Origin of the sequence: Pseudoxanthomonas daejeonensis (genome assembly GCF_010093205.1) — a bacterium.
Taxonomy (GTDB): Bacteria; Pseudomonadota; Gammaproteobacteria; order Xanthomonadales; family Xanthomonadaceae; genus Pseudoxanthomonas; species Pseudoxanthomonas daejeonensis.
This window is the reverse complement of record NZ_PDWN01000002.1, coordinates 22,141-39,837: the sequence shown is the minus strand read 5'-3', so window position 1 is coordinate 39,837 and position 17,697 is coordinate 22,141. Positions and strand designations below refer to the sequence as shown.

The window sequence follows — 17,697 nt, the reverse complement described above, 5'->3', positions numbered from 1 at the left end:
CCGCGATAGAGTCACCGCATGAACCAGGCCGAACGTCCCATCGACCAGTTGCTCGCGATCATGGCCCGCCTGCGCGATCCGCAAGGCGGCTGCCCGTGGGACCTGGAGCAGGATTTTTCCACGATCGCGCCGTACACGATCGAGGAAGCCTACGAAGTCGCCGATGCGATCGACCGCAACGACCTGGGTGGGCTTAAGGACGAACTCGGCGACCTGCTGCTGCAGGTGGTGTTCCACGCGCAGATGGCGCGCGAGCAGGGCGCGTTCGGCTTCGACGACGTGGCCGCCGCGATCAGCGACAAGATGGTGCGGCGGCATCCCCACGTATTCGGCGATGCCAGCTTCGCAGATGCGGAAGCACAGACGGTCAACTGGGAAGCGATCAAGCGCGCCGAGCGCGAAGCGGCCGGCGAGCAGGACCGGTCAGCCCTTGCCGGCATCTCGCGTGGCCTGCCCGAATGGCAGCGCGCGGTGAAGCTGCAGTCGCGCGCGGCGCGCACCGGCTTCGACTGGCCCGGACCGGAGCCGGTGATCGCCAAGCTGCATGAGGAGATCGAGGAAGTGCGCGTCGAGTTCGGCCGGGTCGCAGCGGGCGAGGGCGACGCGATGGCCAACCAGGCGCGCCTGCAGGACGAGCTCGGCGACCTGCTGTTCGTGGCCGCCAATCTGGCCAGGCATGCGAAGGTCGACGTGGGCGCGGCGCTGCGGCAGGCCAACCTGAAGTTCGAGCGCCGGTTCCGCGCGATGGAACAACTGGCGCAGGCCGACGGCACGCCGCTGCCGACGCTGGCGCTGGAGCAGCAGGACGCCTACTGGAATCGCGTCAAGCGGATCGAACGCGGCCAGCCGGACTGAGCCGCCCGACATGGCGACCTTCCTGTTGTTTACCGTCACCGCACTGGCCGAGATCGTCGGCTGCTGGCTGGTGTGGTCGTGGCTGCGCAATGGCGGCAGCGCCTGGCTGCTGCTGCCGGCCACCGCCAGCCTGGCCCTGTTCGCCTGGCTGTTGACCCTGCATCCCACCGCGACCGGCCGGGTCTACGCGGCGTATGGCGGGGTCTACGTCAGCCTGGCGATCGTCTGGTTGTGGTGGGTCGACGGTGAGCGCCCGACCCGCTGGGACCTGCTCGGTGCCGCGTTGTGCCTGGCCGGCATGGCCGTCATCATGTTCGCGCCGCGGCAGGCCTGAGGCGCGGCGCTCCTCGGGAGGGACGCGATGGCCCGTTTCAGCAGCTTCAGTGAGTTCTACCCGTACTACCTGGCCGAACATGCCAATCGCGTCTCGCGCCGGCTGCATTTCATCGGCAGCTGGGGCGTGCTGGTGCTGGTCGCGCTGGCGCTGGCCCAGCGCAACCCGTGGTGGCTGCTGGCCGCGCTGTTCTGTGGTTATGGATTCGCCTGGGTCGGGCATTTCTTCTTCGAGAAGAACCGGCCGGCGACGTTCCGGCACCCGTTCTATTCGTTCGCCGGCGACTGGGTGATGTTCAAGGACATACTCACCGGCAAGATCCGCTTCTGAGCGCGCGCGTCGCGCTTCAGTGCGCAGGCGCCGGACCGTCGTAGAACATCAGGAAGGCCGCGCCGACGATCAGCACGAACGCCGCGTAGTGGTTCCACTTCAGCGGCTGGCCCAGGTACCAGGCCGAGAATCCGGCGAACACCACCAGGGTGATGATTTCCTGGATCGTCTTGAGCTGGACCACCGAATACACGCTGCTGCCCATCCGGTTGGCCGGCACCATCAGCAGGTACTCGAAGAACGCGATGCCCCAGCTGACCAGGATCACGGTCAGCAAAGGCGCGTGCTTGTACTTGAGGTGCCCGTACCAGGCGAAGGTCATGAACACGTTGCTGCCCAGCAGCAACAGGATGGGAATCAGGTAGCTGGACGAGGGCAGGCTGGGCATGGCGGCGAAGGCAGGGAAGGGCAGCGCAGCATAACCAGCGCCCCTTCCGGCCGTCGCCTCAGCCCTCGCGCAGCGCCAGGGCCGGGGGCGTGCGCAGGATCCGCCGCGTGCCCGACCATCCAGCCAGCAGGCTCAGCAGCACGCCGCCGGCACCGCCCGCCAGCAGCGAAGGCCATGGTGGCGACAAAGCCAGTTCGAACAATTGCCGCGACACCAGCGTGCCGATGATCGCCGCCGCACCCACCGCCAGGATCGCGGCGAGCAGGCCCAGCGCACCGAACTCCACCAGCACGGCGCCGCGCAACTGGCCATGGCGTGCCCCCAGGGTGCGCAACACCGCGCTGTCGTAGCGACGCTCGCCGGCGGTGGCCTGCAGTGCGGCCAGCAGCACCAGCACGCCGGCGGCCAGGCTGAAGCCCATCACCAGCTGCACCGCCTGCGCCACCTGTTCGATCACCTCGCGCACGCGCTGCAGGATCGCGTCGATCTCCAGCACCGACACATTCGGGAATTCGCGCGCCACCGGGGCCAGTTGCGCGGTGCGTCCGGAGGGCAGGTGGAAACTGGAGATCAGGCTGTAGGGGGCGTCGTCGACCGCGCCGGCATTGAGGAGCAGGAAGAAGTTCACCCGGAACGAATCCCAGTCGGCCTTGCGCAGGCTGGTCACGGTGAAGCTGCGTTCCTGTTCGCCGAGCAGCAGGGTGACCGTGTCGCCGAGGTCGACGTCGTAGCGCTGCGCCCAACCTTCCTCGACCGACGCTTCGGCGGTGGCGCTGTCCGCGGTCCAGAAGCGGCCGGCGGTCAGCGTATTGGCCTGCGGGAAGGTATGCCGCCAGGAGAAGTTGATCGGGCGGTTGGCGTCGTCGTCTGGATCGCCCGCATCGCGCTGCGCACGCTGCGGCGGCTGCCCGTTGATCGCCACCAGCCGGCCGGTGCCGAACGGTTGCAGGTCCGGATCGGCGACGCCGATGCCGCGCAAGGTGGCCTCCACCGCGCCGGCCTGGTCGCGCTGCACGTTGAGCAGGAAGTGGTTCGGCGTATCCGGCGGCAAGCGGTCCCGCCATTCGCCGAGCAGGCCGGGGCCGATTACCGCCAGCAACAGCAGCGCGCACAGGGACAGCGACAGGCCGACCAGCTGGACCACGGCCAGCGAGCGTCGCCGGGTCAGCGCGGCGAGGCCAAGCTTCCACGGTCCATGCAGGCGATCCTGCAGGCGGCGCAACAGCCACAGCAGCGCAGCGCCGACGGCGGCAGCGAGCAGCGCGAGCACCGCCAGTCCTCCCAGTACCCACATCGCAAGCTGCATGTCGCCGGTCGCGTTGACCGCCAGCGCCACGGTGGCGGCCAGAGCTGCCAGGTAGGCCAGCGCCGAAGTCGGAGGCAGCGCCGCGAAGCTGCGGTTGAGTACGCGCATCGGCGGCACCCCGCGCAGGCGCAGCAGCGGTGGCAGGCCGAAGCCGAGCAGCAGCAGCAGGCCGATGCCGGCGCCGCTTAGCACCGGCGCGGCCTGTGGTAGCGGCAGCCGCGCCGGGATCAGGCTGCCCAGCGCTTCCACCAGTGCAACCTGCGCGAGCATGCCGATGCCGATGCCGAGCACGCACGCCGGGATCGCCAGCAGCAACAGCTGCAGCGCCAGCGCGGCGAGGATGTCGCGCTGGCGCGCGCCCAGGCAGCGCAGGATCGCGACCGTGTCGATCCTGCGCAGGGCGAAGCGGTTGGCGGCCAGGGCGGTCGCGACGCCTGCCAGCAGCACCGCCAGCAGCGCCGACAGTGCGAGGAAGCGGCCGGCCCGGTCGAACGAGTTGCGAAGGCCCTGCTGCGCATCCTCCAGCCCGACCAGGCGTTGTCCCGGATCGAGCCGCGGCTGCAACCATTCGCGCAATGCCGCGATGTCGGCCAGGTCACCGGCGAACATCAGTCGATAGGAGGCGCGGCTGCCCGGTCCGAGCAGGCCGGCAGTATCGATATCGGCACGATTGACCAGCAAAGGTGGCGCCATCTGCAGCAACTCGCCGGAAGCATCCGGCTCGGCCACGAGCACGCGCGCGATCCGCAGCTGGCTGCTGCCGAATTCGATCTCGTCGCCAATGCCCACGCCCAGCGCGTCGAGCACGCGCGGGTCGGCATAGGCTTCGCCTGGTGCCGGCGCACCGGCGCGCTGTGCGTCCAGTCCGCCCGCATCGCTCGCCACGCGCAGCTCGCCGCGCAGCGGATAGGCTGCGTCCACGCCCTTGATCGTGGCCATCTGGCTGGCCTCGCCATGGAACAGGACGCTGGGGAACGCGACCATGCGCGCGCTGCGCAGGCCGCGCCGCTGCGCCTCCGCGGCGAATTCCGCGGGCAGGTCCTGGCGGCCGCGCACCCCGAGGTCGCCGCCGATCACTTCGGCCGCGCTCGAGGACAGGGCCGAGGTCACCCGGTCCACCAGCGTGCCGACCGCGGTCATCGCGGCCACGCCCAGGACCAGCGCCGCGAACACGGTCAGCAGGTCGCCTGCGAGGAATTCGCGCCTGAGCGAACGCGCCGCGTGCCGGAGCACATTCATGCAGCGGACTCCGCTGCATCGGCTCGGGGCAGCGGATGCAGGCGCCCGCCGTCGAGCCGGTAGATGCGCCCGCAACGACGGGCCAGCGACAGGTCGTGGGTGACCAGCACCAGGGTGGTGCCATGGTGGCTGTTGAGTTCGAACAGCAGGTCGCTGACGTGCTGGCCGGTGGCCTGGTCGAGGTTGCCTGTGGGTTCATCGGCGAACAGGATCCGCGGGCGGCCGACGAATGCGCGTGCCAGCGCCACGCGCTGCTGCTCGCCGCCGGACAGCTGGCGCGGGTAATGGCGACGACGCTTCTCCAGACCGACCGCCTCGAGGACCTCGCGTACCCGCGCAGGATCCTCGCGTCCCGCCAGCTCCAGCGGCAGCGACACGTTCTCCTCGGCGGTCAGCGAGGGCAGCAGGTGGAAGCTCTGGAAGACGAATCCGACTTCGCGTGCGCGCAGCGCCGCGCGCGCCTCCTCGTCCAGCGATTCCAGCGCCTGGCCGGCGAGGCTGACCGAGCCCTGGCTGGCCAGGTCCAGTCCCGCCATCAGGCCCAGCAGGGTGGTCTTGCCCGAACCGGACGCCCCGACGATGGCGACCGTTCCGCCTTCATCGACGGTCAAGTCCACGCCATCGAGAATCCGGACTTCGCCTTCGGGCCCGTTCACCGACTTACCGACGTCGTGAATCGTGATGGCCGCAGTGGCTATGCTGTTTGCGGAAGGCGATCGTGTATCGATGGGAGACTCCAGGAATGCGGTTCGAGACGGGTTCGATGCGAAGAGGGCTGGCCTGCGCGCTGCTGCTGGCAGGATCGCTGCTGGCGCCGGTGCTGGCCTGTGCCAGAGGTCCGGTCCTGGTACTGGGCGACAGCCTCAGTGCAGAACACAACATACCTGCCGGCTCGGGCTGGGTCAGCCTGCTTGAGCGGCGCATCGCCGCCGAGGTCGCCTCCCCGCCGAAAGTGGTCAACGCCAGCATCAGCGGGGAGACCACCGCCGGAGCGCTGGTCCGGTTGCCCGCATTGCTCGAGAAGCACCGGCCGTCGGTGCTGCTGATCGAACTGGGCGGGAACGACGCCTTGCGCGGACTCAGCCCCGCGCAGCTGCGCGGCAACCTGGAGCGGATGCTGGTGCTGGCCGACGATGCCGGCGCCAAGGTGCTGCTGCTGGGTATCGATGTCCCGCCCAACTATGGCCCGGCCTACCGCGAACGGCTGCGGCGCAGCTACGCCGAGCTCTCGGCCGCCCACGCCGCCGGGCTGGTGCCGTTCTTTCTCGAAGGCGTCGCCCTGCAACCGGGCCTGATGCAGGCCGACGGCCTGCATCCGACGGCGAAGGCCCAGCCGCGGTTGCTGGAGAACGTCTGGCCGGCGCTGGAGCCGCTGCTCTGAACGGTGGTTGAAGCAGCGTCCGCCGTTCGGCCGCCTTCACATGCCATCTACCGGTTCTTGGGCACGCTTCACAAAGCTGAAAACACGGAGCGGACACATGCGTCAGGGCAAAGAAACCTCGGGACTGGTGCTGGTGGTCGAGGACAACCGGAACATTTCCGAGATGATCGGCGAGTATCTGGAAAGCCGCGGGTTCGAGGTCGACTACGCCGCCGATGGCCTGGATGGATATCGCCTGGCTGCCGAGAACAGCTACGACGCGGTCGTGCTGGACCTGATGCTGCCGCGGCTGGATGGCATCGAGGTCTGCCGGCGCCTGCGCAGTGACGCGCGCAAGTCCACCCCGGTGCTGATGCTGACCGCGCGCGACACCCTGGACGACAAGCTCACCGGCCTGAGCCACGGGGCCGACGATTACCTGACCAAGCCGTTCGCGATCCAGGAGCTGGAGGCGCGTTTGCGCGCCCTGATCCGCCGTGAGCGCCGCCAGGTCGGTTCGGAAGTGTTGACCGTGGCCGACCTGGTGCTCGACCCGGTGAGCATGCGCGTCACGCGTGGCGACAACGAACTGCAGCTGTCGCCGATCGGGCTGAAGCTGCTGACCATCCTGATGCGCGAATCGCCCCGGGTGGTGAGCCGCCAGGAGATCGAGCGCGAGATCTGGGGCAACAGCCTGCCTGATTCGGACACGCTGCGCAGCCACCTGTACAACCTGCGCAAGGTGATCGACAAGCCATTCGAGCGCCCGCTCCTGCATACCGTGCAGAGCGCCGGCTACCGCGTGGCCGATATCGCCCAGCCGGTCGCTGCCAACTGATCCAGGCCAATGAGCGGCGCGGCGCCATGCAACAACGGCGACGCCCGGCAGGGAATCGCCCCGGCAATCACGCCGGGGCGATCCGTTCCTGCCTACACTCGGCAGCCTCGTTCGAACCCCGTATCGATGCCACACGGCCTGCCAAGGAAGATCAGGATCGCCTTCATCGTGCAGATGGTGATGGCGAGCCTGGCGATCCTCGTCGCTTTCTACGTCGTGGCTACGCTGTACAAGTACAGTTTCATCCAGGCCACGCTGCAGGACGAAGCGGCGCACTACTGGCAGCTGTACCAGGCGTCGCCCGCGCAGCCACCGCCCAACAACTTCGCCCTGCGCGGCTACCTGGTCGAGGCCGGTTACTCCAACCTCTCCCTGCCGGCGAACCTGCGGCCCTTGACGCCCGGCTTCCACGAACTGGCCAGCGACGGCCAGCTGGTATGGGTCGACCGCCAGGAAGCGGGCACCCTCTATCTTGTGTACCTGCGCGACCAGGCCACGCGCGTGGCGGTGTGGTTCGCGGTGTTGCCGGCGATGCTGGCGCTGTTCGCGATCTACGGTGCGACCTGGCTGACTTACAAGGCGTCCAAGCGCATGGTGTCGCCGGTCGCCTGGCTGGCGCGGCAGGTGTCGCGCTGGGATCCACGGCATCCCGACATCGCCGCCCTAGCGCCCGAGCGCCTGCCGGCCGACATGGAGGGTGAGGCCAGGCAATTGGCGCGGGCGCTGCATTCGCTGGGCGGACGGGTCGAGGCCCAGCTCGAGCGCGAACGCAACTTCACCCGTGATGCCAGCCACGAGCTGCGTACGCCACTGACCGTGATCCGGGTCGCCAGCGACATGGCCCTGGACGAGGCGGACGTGCCGCAACGCGTGGTCCGCAGCCTGCAGCGTATCCAGCGCTCGGGGCGCGACATGGAGGCGGTGATCGACGCATTCCTGATCCTGGCGCGCGACTCGGACATCGAGCCGCAGAGCGAGTGGTTCCAGGTTTGCGAAGTGGTGCAGGAGGAGGCTGACAGCGCCCGTGCCCTGCTTGGCGACAAGCCGGTCACGCTGGAAGTGGATTGCGTTGCCCGGCCCCAGCTGTATGCGCCCCCGCGGGTGCTGCACGTCGTGGTGGGGAACCTGTTGCGCAACGCCTGCAGCTACACCGACCGGGGCACGGTGACGGTCACCATCGAGGCGGACAGCGTGGTGGTGAGCGACACCGGCATCGGCATGGCTCCCGACGCGCTGGCGCGGGCGTTCGAACCTTTCTACCGGGCCGCGCCGGAACGCCCGCTGGGCACCGGGCTGGGCCTGTCGATCGTCCTGCGCCTGTGCGAACGCTTCGGCTGGACGATCAGTCTGGACAGCACCCTGGATACCGGCACGGTGGCGCGCATCCGCTTCGCACCTCCGACGGGTGGTGCGTTGCCCACGGCGCCCGCAACGGGCACGACGGCTGCCTGAGCCGGTCAACCCGGCGCCATCCCGCGCGTTAGAGTGTGCGACCCCCATTCAAGTTGCGCGCATGAGCCGACCGTCCCGTCCCCAGGTTTCCCGTTCCCGTTCCATGCTGCTCCGTGCGGGTGGCGCGATCGCAGTGCTGGCCCTGCTCGGTGCGGGAATCTGGTTCTGGCGGCAACATCAGTCCGCCGGTGCCGAGGGTGCGTTCCGCACGGCACCGGTCGAGCGCGGCAACATCCGCGTGGCGATCTCTTCTACCGGCACGCTCAGCGCGACCTCCACGGTGACCGTGGGCAGCCAGATTTCCGGGCAGGTGACCGAGATCCTGGTGGATTTCAACGACCGGGTGACACGGGGCCAGGTGCTGGCCCGGATCGACCCGAAGACCTACGAAGCGCAGATCGCTCAGGGCAACGCCCAGGTCGCCAGTGCCCGGGCCAGCCTCAGCCAGGCCCAGGCGACCCAGCGCAATGCGGCGCTGGACTACCAGCGCAAGGCCGAACTCGTGCAGCGCCAGCTGGTCGCTCGCAGCGACGTCGATCTGGCCAAGGCGGCGCTTGACCAGGCCAACGCCCAGGTCGCCTCGGCGCAGGCGCAGATCCAGCAGCAGGCCGCGGCCACCCAGACCACGCGGGTCAACCTGGACCGCACGGTGATCCGTTCGCCGGTGGACGGCGTGGTCCTGACCCGCAGCATCGAGCCGGGCCAGACCGTGGCCGCGAGCCTGCAGGCGCCGGAGCTGTTCACCATCGCCGAAGACCTGGCGCAGATGAAGATCGAGCTGGCGGTGGACGAGGCCGACATCGGCCAGGTCGAGACGGGGCAGGGCGTGTCCTTCACCGTCGACGCCTTTCCGGACCGGCAGTTCCGTGGCGAGGTGCAGCAGGTGCGGCTGGCGGCGACCACCAGCAATAACGTGGTGACCTACCCGGTGGTGGTGGCCGTGGACAATAGCGACGGTACCTTGCTTCCAGGCCTGACCGTCAACGCCGAGATCGAGGTGAGCCGCCGCGACGGCGTGCTGAAGGTGGCCAACGCCGCGCTGCGCTTCAAACCCACCGACCAGGGCGCGGCGGGCGGAGCGGCGGCCGCGATGCCGTCCGGCATGCGCGGCGGTGGCACGGGCATGATCGACGACCTGACCGCTTTCGTCGCAACCCTGCAGTTGACCCCGCAGCAGCAGGCGGCTTTCGATGCCGATGCCAACGCCGCGCGCGCGCGCCAGGAGGAGATGCGCAAGGCGATGGAAGCGGCGCTGCAGACAGCGCAGCGCGCCGGCAGCGGCATGCCGCAGGGGCCGATGATGGTCCAGCGCGGTGGCCAGGGCGCCGGTGCCAGCGGCCAGATGCGGCAGCGGATGCTGGAGCGTTTCCAGCAGAATTTCGCCACCTTCCTCGGCACCCTGGACGAATCGCAGCGGCAGGCGGTCCAGCGCCAGCTGTCCAGCCTGTCCAGCGCGCGCCGGGTAACGGTCTATCGGCTGGAGTCGGGCAAGCCGGTGCCGGTCCAGGTGCGCCTGGGCGCCAGCGACGGCACCAGCACCGAGATCTCCGGCGGCGTGAAGGAAGGCGACCAGCTGGTTACCGGCGAGCGGGCGAGCGCGCAATGAGTGCGGCGTCCGCAGCCACCGCTCCCGCAGCGGTTCCGGTGATACGCACGCTCGGCCTGGGCAAGGTCTATTCGCCCGGCAGCGAAGCCGAGGTGGTCGCGCTGAGGAACGTCGACCTGAGCGTGGCGGCTGGCGAATTCATCGCGATCATGGGCCCGTCAGGTTCGGGCAAGTCGACGCTGATGAACCTGATCGGTTGCCTGGACACGCCCACGGCCGGCCAGTACCTGTGCGACGGCGTGGACGTGGCGACCCTGGATGCCGAAGAGCTGGCGGCGCTGCGACGCGACAAGATCGGTTTCGTGTTCCAGGGCTTCAACCTGTTACCGAGGATGAGTGCGCTGGACAATGTCGCCATGCCGCTGGGCTACGCCCGGGTTCCCCCCGGCGAACGGCGCGATCGCGCGCGCGTCGCGCTGGAGGCGGTAGGCCTGGGTGCGCGCGTCGACCACAGGCCCAACGCACTTTCCGGTGGGCAGCAGCAGCGCGTGGCCATTGCCCGCGCGCTGATCAACAACCCGCCAGTGCTGCTCGCCGACGAGCCGACCGGCGCGCTGGACAGTCGTACCGGCGAGGAAATCCTGGCCCTGTTCAAGCGCCTGCGCGACGACGGCCACACGGTGGTGCTGATCACCCACGACTCGCATGTCGCCGCGCATGCCGACCGCATCTGCGTGATGCGTGACGGCGAACTCCACGAGGCTTCGCACGACGAGGTGGCCGCATGAGTTTCCTGGACATCCTGCGTACCGCGGTGTTCGCGCTTCGCGGCAACTGGATGCGCAGCGCGCTGACTTCGCTGGGCGTCATCATCGGCATCGCCGCGGTGATCATCATGGTCTCGGTCGGGCAGGGCACGCAGGCCGAGATCGATCGCCAGCTGGCCGGGCTGGGCGCGCAGAAACTGGATATCGGTCCGCAGGGCCAGCGCGCGATGGGCGGCGTGCGGATGAGCGCGAGCAGCTTCTTTACCCTGACCGAGGGCGACATCGAGGCGATCCGCGAGGAGATCCCCGAGGTGCAGTACGTTTCCGGCTCGCTGCGCGGCAGCAACCAGGTGGTCTTCGCCGAAAACAACTGGGCGACCAGCTGGCAGGGCATCCAGCCGGACTTCCTGCAGATCAACGGATGGCAGATCGCCAACGGCGCCGCGTTCGAGCCGCAGCAGTACGGCGGCGAGAAGGTGGTGATCCTCGGCGAGACTGTCCGCCGCGAACTGTTCGGCGGCGGCACCGGCATCGGTGAAACCGTGCGTATCGGCCGTACCAATTTCACCGTGACCGGCACGCTTGCACCGAAGGGCATGAGCGGCTTCGGTCGCGATCAGGACGACGTGGTGATGGTGCCGCTGGACACCGCAAGGCGGCGCCTGTCAGGCATGGGGCTTCCGCCCGGGTCGGTGATGGATGTGTCACTGGCCGTCGCCGATGCGCGCGACCTGGCCTATGTGCAGGGCGAGGTGGAATCGCTGCTGCGCCAGCGCCACCGGATCGAGCCGGGTGATGCCGACGACTTCCAGGTCCGCAACGTTTCCCAGCTGGTGGCCACGCGCACCCAGACCACGCGTCAGATGTCGTGGTTGCTCGGTGCGGTGGCCACGATCTCGCTGATCGTGGGCGGCATCGGCATCATGAACATCATGCTGGTGTCGGTGACGGAGCGGATTCGCGAAATCGGACTGCGCCTGGCGGTCGGGGCCGGGCCTTCGGATGTGCGCCGGCAGTTCCTCGCTGAAGCCATGCTGCTGTCGCTCGGTGGTGGCGTGCTCGGCATCGCGTTCGGTATCGCTGGCGCGTTGCTGGTCGGCCAGTACAACACCGAGCTTCCGATCGAGCTCAACAGCAGGGTCATCACCCTGGCCGCGGCGTTCTCGGTGGCGACCGGGTTGTTCTTCGGTTACTACCCGGCGCGCAAGGCTTCGCAGCTGGATCCGATCGAGGCGCTGCGGCAGTAGGGGAGCGCGGCAGACGCGCGAGCCGCGTCAGCGCGGTGGTGATGTTGCGTCGCAGCAGTGCGCGGGCTGGCGAATGAGGCTGGGCTGCGTTGCGCGCCTGCGGCGGCGTGGACGGCGCTGCCTCGCATGGTCTGAATCAGATGCAACCACAGTCGCTCCAGTGGGGTCCGCATGGGCCGCTGTCGCGCGCAAACCCCGGTGATTCGCAAACTCCGATTTCGTGCCTCGAAAATGAATAGGGAAGACGAAACGCCGAGCCAAATCCGTATGTTGCTAATTGGCAAGGAAATTCTGGTTCAGTCGCATTGGTTGCAAATGAGTCGATAACGCACCCTTGCGACAAAATTAAGGAATTGCTAACTTCCGGAACAGCTGGATCGGGCTCCCTCCCCATCCGGCAACCCAAATTCTTGATGCTGGCACAAGCGTCGGGACCCTCTTTAAAGCTGGAGAGAGAATGATGAAGTTCAACCGTAATCCGCTGAGCGAGTCCGTGCGCTTCGGCCTGGTGGCCGGTCTTGCCGCCGCCGTCGTTGCACCGGCCGCGTTCGCCCAGGACGCCACCGAAGACGCCGAGGCCAAGACCCTCGACCGCATCGAAGTTACCGGTTCGCGCCTGAAGCGCGCCGACATCGAAGGCGCCGTGCCGGTCATCGTGATCGACCGTGCGTCGATCGATGCCAGCGGTGACGTGTCGGTGGCCGATGTGCTGCGTGACAGCACCTTCGCTTCCTTCGGCAACTTCAAGCCGCAGTCGGGCAGCTCCGCCCAGTCGCTGGCTTCGGTCGACCTGCGTGGTCTGGGTTCGGGCCGTACGCTGGTCCTGATCGACGGCCGTCGCGCCCCGACCAACCCGATGTCGGCCTCCTCGGGCTCCGACCTCAATGCCATCCCGCTGGCTGCCGTCGAGCGCATCGAAGTGCTGTCCGACGGCGCTTCGGCCGTGTACGGCTCCGACGCGATCGGTGGTGTGGTCAACATCATCCTGCGCAAGGACTTCAACGGTGCCGAGCTGCGTTACGGCTACGGTTCCACCGCCGTCACCGGCGGCGACCTGGAAGACGTTTCGGCTGTCTTCGGTACCGCCAGCGACCGTGGCCGCCTGATCGGTGGCGCTTCGCACTCCAGCCGCGGCATGGTCTACACCCGCGACCAGATCGGCGGCGACACGCTGGGCGTGTCGGTCTACGGCAACAACTACTACGCCTGGACCAACCCGACCGGAACTGCCGGCGCCATCGCGCCGGTCCCGGGCTTCGCCTGCAACGACAACGGCTTCTGGACCCAGTCGAACGGCCGCTGCTCGTTCGACTTCAACTCGGTCGCGGCCAACGACGCTGCGGTCGACAACACCTCGGTCTTCGTCCGCGGCGACTACCAGATCAACGACGACTGGACCGTCTACATGACGGCGACCACCACCAAGGTCGAGACCTTCGGTCGTTACGCGCCGGTCCCGGGCGTGATCCGCGTCGAAGACGGCACGCCGAACGACATCAACGGTGGCGTGATGGGTGGCCCGGGCGACGGCCGTCCGACCTACTTCTACCACCGCTTCGCCGCGGCCGGTAACCGTGACAACTTCACGGACACCACCAACAACGACTTCCTGGTGGGCTTCCAGGGCCAGCTGACCGACACGATTTCGGTCGACTTCGGCGCGCGTCGCACCAGCTACAAGTACATCGAGACCGGAAACGGCTACGTGATCGCCAGCCTCGCCCAGCAGGCTGCGAACGAAGGTGATTACATGATCACCGATCCGTTCGGCGCGACGCCGGAGACCCTGAAGGGCTTCACCGCCACGATCGGCCGCAACTCGTTCTACAAGAGCGCCGAGTACTTCGCCAACGTCAACTTCGACCTGTTCGAAATGGGCGGCGGCATCTCCAACGCCGTGGTCGGTGCGGAATACCGCGAAGACCGCTTCCAGGACGTCTACGACTCGCTGTCGCAGGCGGGCGTGGTGCTGGGTTCCTCGGGTGGTTCCTCGGGCGGTGGTCGCGACGTGACCTCGGCCTACTTCGAGTGGCTGCTGCCGTTCACCAGCTCGTTCGACATCACCCTGGCCGGCCGTTACGACAAGTACAGCGACTACGGCAACGACTTCTCGCCGAAGATCGCCGCCCGCTGGCAGCCGCTGGACAACCTGACCTTCCGTGCTTCGTACGGCCAGGGCTTCAAGGCTCCCGGTCTGGACATCCTGACCCAGGCCCGTTCGTTCTCGGCCGAGCCGGTCAACGACGTGGCGTCCTGCCTTGCGCAGGCCGAGCCGTCCACCTGCCAGCTGCAGGTCGATACCTACTTCATCGCCAATCCGGCGCTGTCCTCGGAGCAGTCCGACCAGTTCAGCATCGGCGTGGTGTATGACCCGGTCGACTGGCTGGACCTGAGCCTGGACTACTACAACATCACGGTTGAGGACACGATCTCGCAGATCGGCGCCCAGGACATCATCAACATGGACGTGGATCCGGCCAATTACGGCACGATCCCGGCCGGCCTGAGCATCACCCGTCGTGCCGACGGCAGCATCCGCGAAATCACCGCTGGTTACGCCAACGAGGGTGACCTGGAGACCGACGGCCTCGACTTCCGTGCCAACACGGACTTCGATTTCGGCAGCGCGGGTCGCCTGCAGAACCGTCTGACCGTTTCGTACATCAACAAGTACGACGTGACCACGATCAACGGCGAAGTCATCGAGTACGCCGGCCGTCACGGTTACCCGGATCTGCGTGCCGGTCTGGCCAACGACTGGGCGTTTGGCGACTGGGCCTTCACCTGGAACGTCAACTACATCGCTGGCCAGCAGAATCCGCGCACCGCCAGTGGCGCCGCGGGTACGCGGGTTGGCGGTTACGCCACCAACGACGTCCAGGTTGCATGGAGCGCTCCGTGGAACGGCAAGGTCGCGATCGGTGCCACCAACGTGGGTGATCGCTATCCGGAGCTGAAGGCGTTCGACGGCCGTCCGTGGAACTTCTACCTGTACGACGCTTACGGCCGTACGATCTACCTGTACGACGCTTACGGCCGTACGATCTACCTGCGCTACACCCAGACGTTCTGATAGTTGATAGTTGAACGACTGCGGTAACTGGAAGGCCCCGGAAACGGGGCCTTCTTTTTTTGTACGCTTTCCCGCGACGACGGCATCACTTGGCATGCCTGTCGATCGCCGCCATGCTGATCTCAAGACACGCCGGAGTTTTCGATGAGTTCCAGTGACGACAGCACGCGTCGCGCAGCGTGGTCCGCCTATTGGTCCAGCGGGCGCATGCATTCCTGTGCCACGAGCTACGGGAACAACTATGGGGGCGCGATCGCGGGCTTCTGGCGTGGCTTCTTCGGCCGATTCCCGCCGTCCGGCAGGTTGCTCGACCTGGCGACCGGCAACGGGCCGTTGCCGCACATGCTGTGGGAGCTGCGCAAGGATGCCGCCGATATCGATGCGGTTGACCTGGCGGAACTGGCGCCGGCCTGGCACGAGCCATCCCTGCACGGTGGAGTGCGATTCCATTCCGCGGTGCGCATCGAGGCATTGCCTTTCGCCGATGCGTCTTTCGACGGCGTAGTCAGCCAGTTCGGATTCGAGTATGCCGATCGTGCCCGCGCGTTGGCGGAATGCCAGCGTGTCGCGCGGCCGCAGGCGCATATCGCGTTCGTGATGCACCACGCGGGTTCGGTACTGGTCAAGGTAGGGCGCGAGGAACTCGGCCACCATGCGAGGCTGGTGGCGGAGGACGGCCTGATGCATGCCGCGCACGACGCGATTCCATGGATCGCGCGGGCGAGGTCGGGCGTGCCTGCCAGCGATCCGGTGGCGGCGTCGCGAGCGCGCGACTGTTACAACCATGCGATGGAAGCGCTGGCTGCCGCGGCCCATGCGTCACTGGCGCCTGACCTGCTCCTCGAGGCGCGCGAGGAGGTCCACCGCTTGCTCGCCAGTGTGAGGGCCGGGAACGCCGCTTCCGTGCTGGCCGACCTCGATGCCTACCGCGGAGAACTCGAACGGGGCAGGTTGCGGACGGCCGAGATGGTGTCGCATGCGCTGGATCGCTCGCAGGTGGAGCAACTGCGCGAACAGTTGCAGTCGGCCAGGCCAGGCAGCTCCGTTGAATGCCGCGAGTTGAGTCAATCCGAGGGCGTGTTGGCCTGGTCGCTGGTTTCCACGCCGTCGGGAAGTCCGGCGACCGGCGACGTGTAAGCGTCTTCCGCAAGCGCTGCGAGCAGCGGTCCGAGCGCCTGCTCGTAGTTGCGCCAGCGACCGATGGAGCGGGTGTAGACCGGCTGCTTGACCTGCCACCGGCTTGGCGTCTGCACGCCGCGTTCGCTGCGATGGAACTCCAGGCAGGCGGGGTCCCATGGAAGGCCCGCGAACTCGATCAGTCGACGCGCCTGCTCCTCCGGTCGGGTCGCCAGCTGCTCGTAGTCCAGTTCGAGGATCGGTATCGAAAGCGACGCCTGCCAGTGCCGCATCAGGCGGACCTGGGTATTGATGTAGTGGCCGATGTCTTCCAGGTCGGTGGCGAGCTTTTCGTCCAGCGAGAAATTCTCCCCATAGACCGACACCGCGATATCGCGCGGATCGCGCCTGCACCAGATCACCCTGGCGCGGGGAAAAAGCAGCGCGATCAGGCCCAGGTGGAAGAAGTTCAACGGAGCCTTGTCGACCAGGCGCAACGCATCGGGCGATGCCTCCCGCGTGGCGGCACGCAGATAGCGTTGCGCCGCCGCTTCCAGCAGGTTGTCGGGGAGCGCGTCGATCGAATCGGGCCACGCATCGCGCGTCGCGGGGCCGCTGCGCAGGTTGCGTGCGATCAGGGCGATGTCGGGCAGTTCGCCGCCGCCGTGACCGGCGGGATGCGCCGCCAGGATCTGCTCGGTGAGGGTGGTGCCGCTGCGGGGCATGCCGACGATGAACAGCGGGCGAGGATCGGGATTGCCCGACCAGCGTGCGTGACGGGCGTCGAGCCGGGCGCGCGTCAGCGTGGCCATCGTATGGGCTGCATTGCGTTCGAACGCGGCCACGTCGCCGGGGCCGGTCATGCGCCGGCGCGCGGCATTGGCCTGGTGCCAGCATCCGATCGCGTCCGCATGCAGGCCGCGCCCATCCAGGACCTTGCCGAGCTCGTAGCCGATCAGTGCCCGGTCAGCGTCGGGGAGGTCGGCTTGCGCCATCAATTCCTGTGCCTGCGCGACCAGGGTGTCGTCGGCCTTGCCCCGGTCCAGCCCGAGCAACCCGCTGACCGGCGGCGCCCAGCCGGGATGCTCCACGAGTGCCGCGCGATAGGCCGAGCGCGCTGCATCCCGGTCGCCGACGTCTTCCTCGGTCTGTGCCAGGGCCATCCACAGATCTCCGGTCTGCGGATGGCGGGTGGTCGCTTCACGCAGCATCGCCTGGGCTTCGCCGTGCCGGCCGAGCCGGTTGAGCGTCTCCGATGTGCGCAGGACCACATGGGCATCGTCCGGTCGGGCCGTGAGCAACTGCCGCCAGAGTGGTAACGCGTCCTCCGGATAGCCAGCATGGAACTCCGACTCTGCCAGTGCCTCCAGCGTGCGGACGTTGTCCGGGGCCAGCCCGTATGCGCGGCGCAACGCCTGGAGGGCGTCGCCATGGCGTGCCAGGCGCTGCAGGGCAATGCCGAGGAGGTGCCATCCCTGGGCGTTGCCCGGCGCGCGCTCGAGGCTGTGCTGGAAGTGGGTCACCGCATCCGCGTGCCGCCCTTCATGGGCGAGCAGGCAGGCGAACTGGAAGCGGGTGGCCGGATCGCCCGGCATCAGGTCCGTCGCATGCCGCATGTGCACGATCGCCATTTCCGCATCGCCCAGTCGCATGGCTACCTGGGCCACCTGCCGGTGCGCATCCGCATCTCCCGGATCCACGATGCCCGGCTGCTTCAGCAGGCGCAGGGCGGCATCCACCTTGCCGTCGCGCTCCAGAAGCGCAGCTTGCCGCAGGGTGCCGGAAATGGGGCTGGAGGGATGCATTGGTGGTCTGTCCGCGCTGCAGGACAGACATTATCGCCGGA

General features: G+C 67.8%; 15 protein-coding genes. 11 read left to right on the top strand and 4 right to left on the bottom strand.

Annotated elements, in window-relative coordinates; translation table 11 throughout:
- The first annotated feature begins 18 nt into the window (after nucleotides 1-18).
- From mazG to CSC65_RS01830, 3 genes are read left to right on the top strand one after another with little or no spacing between them, the layout of a single operon-like run.
- Nucleotides 19-855 carry a nucleoside triphosphate pyrophosphohydrolase gene (gene mazG, locus CSC65_RS01840; protein WP_162408281.1) on the top strand — a complete coding sequence of 279 codons (837 nt, stop codon included), beginning with the start codon at nucleotides 19-21 and terminating at the stop codon, nucleotides 853-855.
- Between the two features lie 10 nt (nucleotides 856-865).
- The gene (locus CSC65_RS01835; protein WP_162408280.1) at nucleotides 866-1,189 is read left to right on the top strand and encodes a YnfA family protein; all 324 of its coding nucleotides are present in this window, start codon (nucleotides 866-868) and stop codon (nucleotides 1,187-1,189) included.
- Between the two features lie 27 nt (nucleotides 1,190-1,216).
- Nucleotides 1,217-1,519 carry an Mpo1-like protein gene (locus CSC65_RS01830; RefSeq protein WP_162408279.1) on the top strand — a complete coding sequence of 101 codons (303 nt, stop codon included), beginning with the start codon at nucleotides 1,217-1,219 and terminating at the stop codon, nucleotides 1,517-1,519.
- A gap of 16 nt (nucleotides 1,520-1,535) precedes the next feature.
- Here the strand turns inward: CSC65_RS01830 and CSC65_RS01825 are convergent, their stop codons facing one another.
- Genes CSC65_RS01825 through CSC65_RS01815 form a run of 3 tightly spaced genes read right to left on the bottom strand, consistent with a single transcriptional unit; the run spans nucleotide 1,536 to nucleotide 5,150 of the window.
- Nucleotides 1,536-1,907, bottom strand: a complete 372-nt coding sequence (locus CSC65_RS01825) for a DMT family protein (RefSeq protein WP_162408278.1) — start codon at nucleotides 1,905-1,907, stop codon at nucleotides 1,536-1,538.
- A 58-nt stretch (nucleotides 1,908-1,965) separates the two neighbouring features.
- A complete protein-coding gene (locus CSC65_RS01820) occupies nucleotides 1,966-4,452 on the bottom strand; it encodes an ABC transporter permease (protein WP_162408277.1) in 2,487 nt (828 codons plus the stop codon).
- Complete coding sequence (locus CSC65_RS01815; RefSeq protein WP_238390256.1) at nucleotides 4,449-5,150, bottom strand: ABC transporter ATP-binding protein; 702 nt, start codon at nucleotides 5,148-5,150, stop codon at nucleotides 4,449-4,451. Before CSC65_RS01815 ends, CSC65_RS01820 begins: the two co-directional genes overlap by 4 nt.
- A gap of 44 nt (nucleotides 5,151-5,194) precedes the next feature.
- Between CSC65_RS01815 and CSC65_RS01810 the strand changes: the two genes are divergently transcribed.
- The 8 genes from CSC65_RS01810 (at nucleotide 5,195) to CSC65_RS01775 (ending at nucleotide 15,872) form a co-directional block, all read left to right on the top strand.
- The gene (locus tag CSC65_RS01810; protein ID WP_238390240.1) at nucleotides 5,195-5,833 is read left to right on the top strand and encodes an arylesterase; all 639 of its coding nucleotides are present in this window, start codon (nucleotides 5,195-5,197) and stop codon (nucleotides 5,831-5,833) included.
- Nucleotides 5,834-5,930: 97 nt separating this feature from the next.
- Nucleotides 5,931-6,650 carry a response regulator transcription factor gene (locus tag CSC65_RS01805; RefSeq protein ID WP_162408276.1) on the top strand — a complete coding sequence of 240 codons (720 nt, stop codon included), beginning with the start codon at nucleotides 5,931-5,933 and terminating at the stop codon, nucleotides 6,648-6,650.
- Between the two features lie 126 nt (nucleotides 6,651-6,776).
- Complete coding sequence (locus CSC65_RS01800) at nucleotides 6,777-8,102, top strand: sensor histidine kinase (RefSeq protein WP_162408275.1); 1,326 nt, start codon at nucleotides 6,777-6,779, stop codon at nucleotides 8,100-8,102.
- A gap of 103 nt (nucleotides 8,103-8,205) precedes the next feature.
- The gene (locus tag CSC65_RS01795; protein ID WP_238390239.1) at nucleotides 8,206-9,708 is read left to right on the top strand and encodes an efflux RND transporter periplasmic adaptor subunit; all 1,503 of its coding nucleotides are present in this window, start codon (nucleotides 8,206-8,208) and stop codon (nucleotides 9,706-9,708) included.
- Entirely contained in the window at nucleotides 9,705-10,436 is a 732-nt protein-coding gene (locus tag CSC65_RS01790) for an ABC transporter ATP-binding protein (RefSeq protein WP_162408273.1), read from the top strand. The genes CSC65_RS01795 and CSC65_RS01790 overlap by 4 nt, the downstream gene beginning before the upstream one ends.
- The gene (locus CSC65_RS01785) at nucleotides 10,433-11,662 is read left to right on the top strand and encodes an ABC transporter permease (RefSeq protein WP_162408272.1); all 1,230 of its coding nucleotides are present in this window, start codon (nucleotides 10,433-10,435) and stop codon (nucleotides 11,660-11,662) included. The genes CSC65_RS01790 and CSC65_RS01785 overlap by 4 nt, the downstream gene beginning before the upstream one ends.
- A 460-nt stretch (nucleotides 11,663-12,122) precedes the next feature.
- On the top strand, nucleotides 12,123-14,735 hold the full coding sequence (locus tag CSC65_RS01780; protein ID WP_162408271.1) for a TonB-dependent receptor plug domain-containing protein: 2,613 nt from the start codon (nucleotides 12,123-12,125) through the stop codon (nucleotides 14,733-14,735).
- Nucleotides 14,736-14,879: 144 nt separating this feature from the next.
- A complete protein-coding gene (locus CSC65_RS01775; RefSeq protein ID WP_162408270.1) occupies nucleotides 14,880-15,872 on the top strand; it encodes a class I SAM-dependent methyltransferase in 993 nt (330 codons plus the stop codon).
- Here the strand turns inward: CSC65_RS01775 and CSC65_RS01770 are convergent.
- A complete protein-coding gene (locus CSC65_RS01770; RefSeq protein ID WP_162408269.1) occupies nucleotides 15,800-17,656 on the bottom strand; it encodes a tetratricopeptide repeat-containing sulfotransferase family protein in 1,857 nt (618 codons plus the stop codon). The genes CSC65_RS01775 and CSC65_RS01770 overlap by 73 nt on opposite strands.
- Between the last annotated feature and the right edge of the window lie 41 nt (nucleotides 17,657-17,697).

Excerpts from the sequence above, each read along its gene's own strand:
- CSC65_RS01785 (WP_162408272.1), top strand. The coding sequence starts at position 10,433 with ATGAGTTTCCTGGACATCCTGCGTACCGCGGTGTTCGCGCTTCGCGGC.
- mazG (WP_162408281.1), top strand. The coding sequence starts at position 19 with ATGAACCAGGCCGAACGTCCCATCGACCAGTTGCTCGCGATCATGGCC.
- CSC65_RS01770 (WP_162408269.1), bottom strand. The coding sequence starts at position 17,656 with ATGCATCCCTCCAGCCCCATTTCCGGCACCCTGCGGCAAGCTGCGCTT.
- CSC65_RS01775 (WP_162408270.1), top strand. The coding sequence starts at position 14,880 with ATGAGTTCCAGTGACGACAGCACGCGTCGCGCAGCGTGGTCCGCCTAT.
- CSC65_RS01795 (WP_238390239.1), top strand. The coding sequence starts at position 8,206 with ATGCTGCTCCGTGCGGGTGGCGCGATCGCAGTGCTGGCCCTGCTCGGT.
- CSC65_RS01780 (WP_162408271.1), top strand. The coding sequence starts at position 12,123 with ATGAAGTTCAACCGTAATCCGCTGAGCGAGTCCGTGCGCTTCGGCCTG.
- CSC65_RS01835 (WP_162408280.1), top strand. The coding sequence starts at position 866 with ATGGCGACCTTCCTGTTGTTTACCGTCACCGCACTGGCCGAGATCGTC.
- CSC65_RS01820 (WP_162408277.1), bottom strand. The coding sequence starts at position 4,452 with ATGAATGTGCTCCGGCACGCGGCGCGTTCGCTCAGGCGCGAATTCCTC.
- CSC65_RS01800 (WP_162408275.1), top strand. The coding sequence starts at position 6,777 with ATGCCACACGGCCTGCCAAGGAAGATCAGGATCGCCTTCATCGTGCAG.
- CSC65_RS01805 (WP_162408276.1), top strand. The coding sequence starts at position 5,931 with ATGCGTCAGGGCAAAGAAACCTCGGGACTGGTGCTGGTGGTCGAGGAC.
- CSC65_RS01810 (WP_238390240.1), top strand. The coding sequence starts at position 5,195 with ATGCGGTTCGAGACGGGTTCGATGCGAAGAGGGCTGGCCTGCGCGCTG.
- CSC65_RS01790 (WP_162408273.1), top strand. The coding sequence starts at position 9,705 with ATGAGTGCGGCGTCCGCAGCCACCGCTCCCGCAGCGGTTCCGGTGATA.
- CSC65_RS01830 (WP_162408279.1), top strand. The coding sequence starts at position 1,217 with ATGGCCCGTTTCAGCAGCTTCAGTGAGTTCTACCCGTACTACCTGGCC.
- CSC65_RS01825 (WP_162408278.1), bottom strand. The coding sequence starts at position 1,907 with ATGCCCAGCCTGCCCTCGTCCAGCTACCTGATTCCCATCCTGTTGCTG.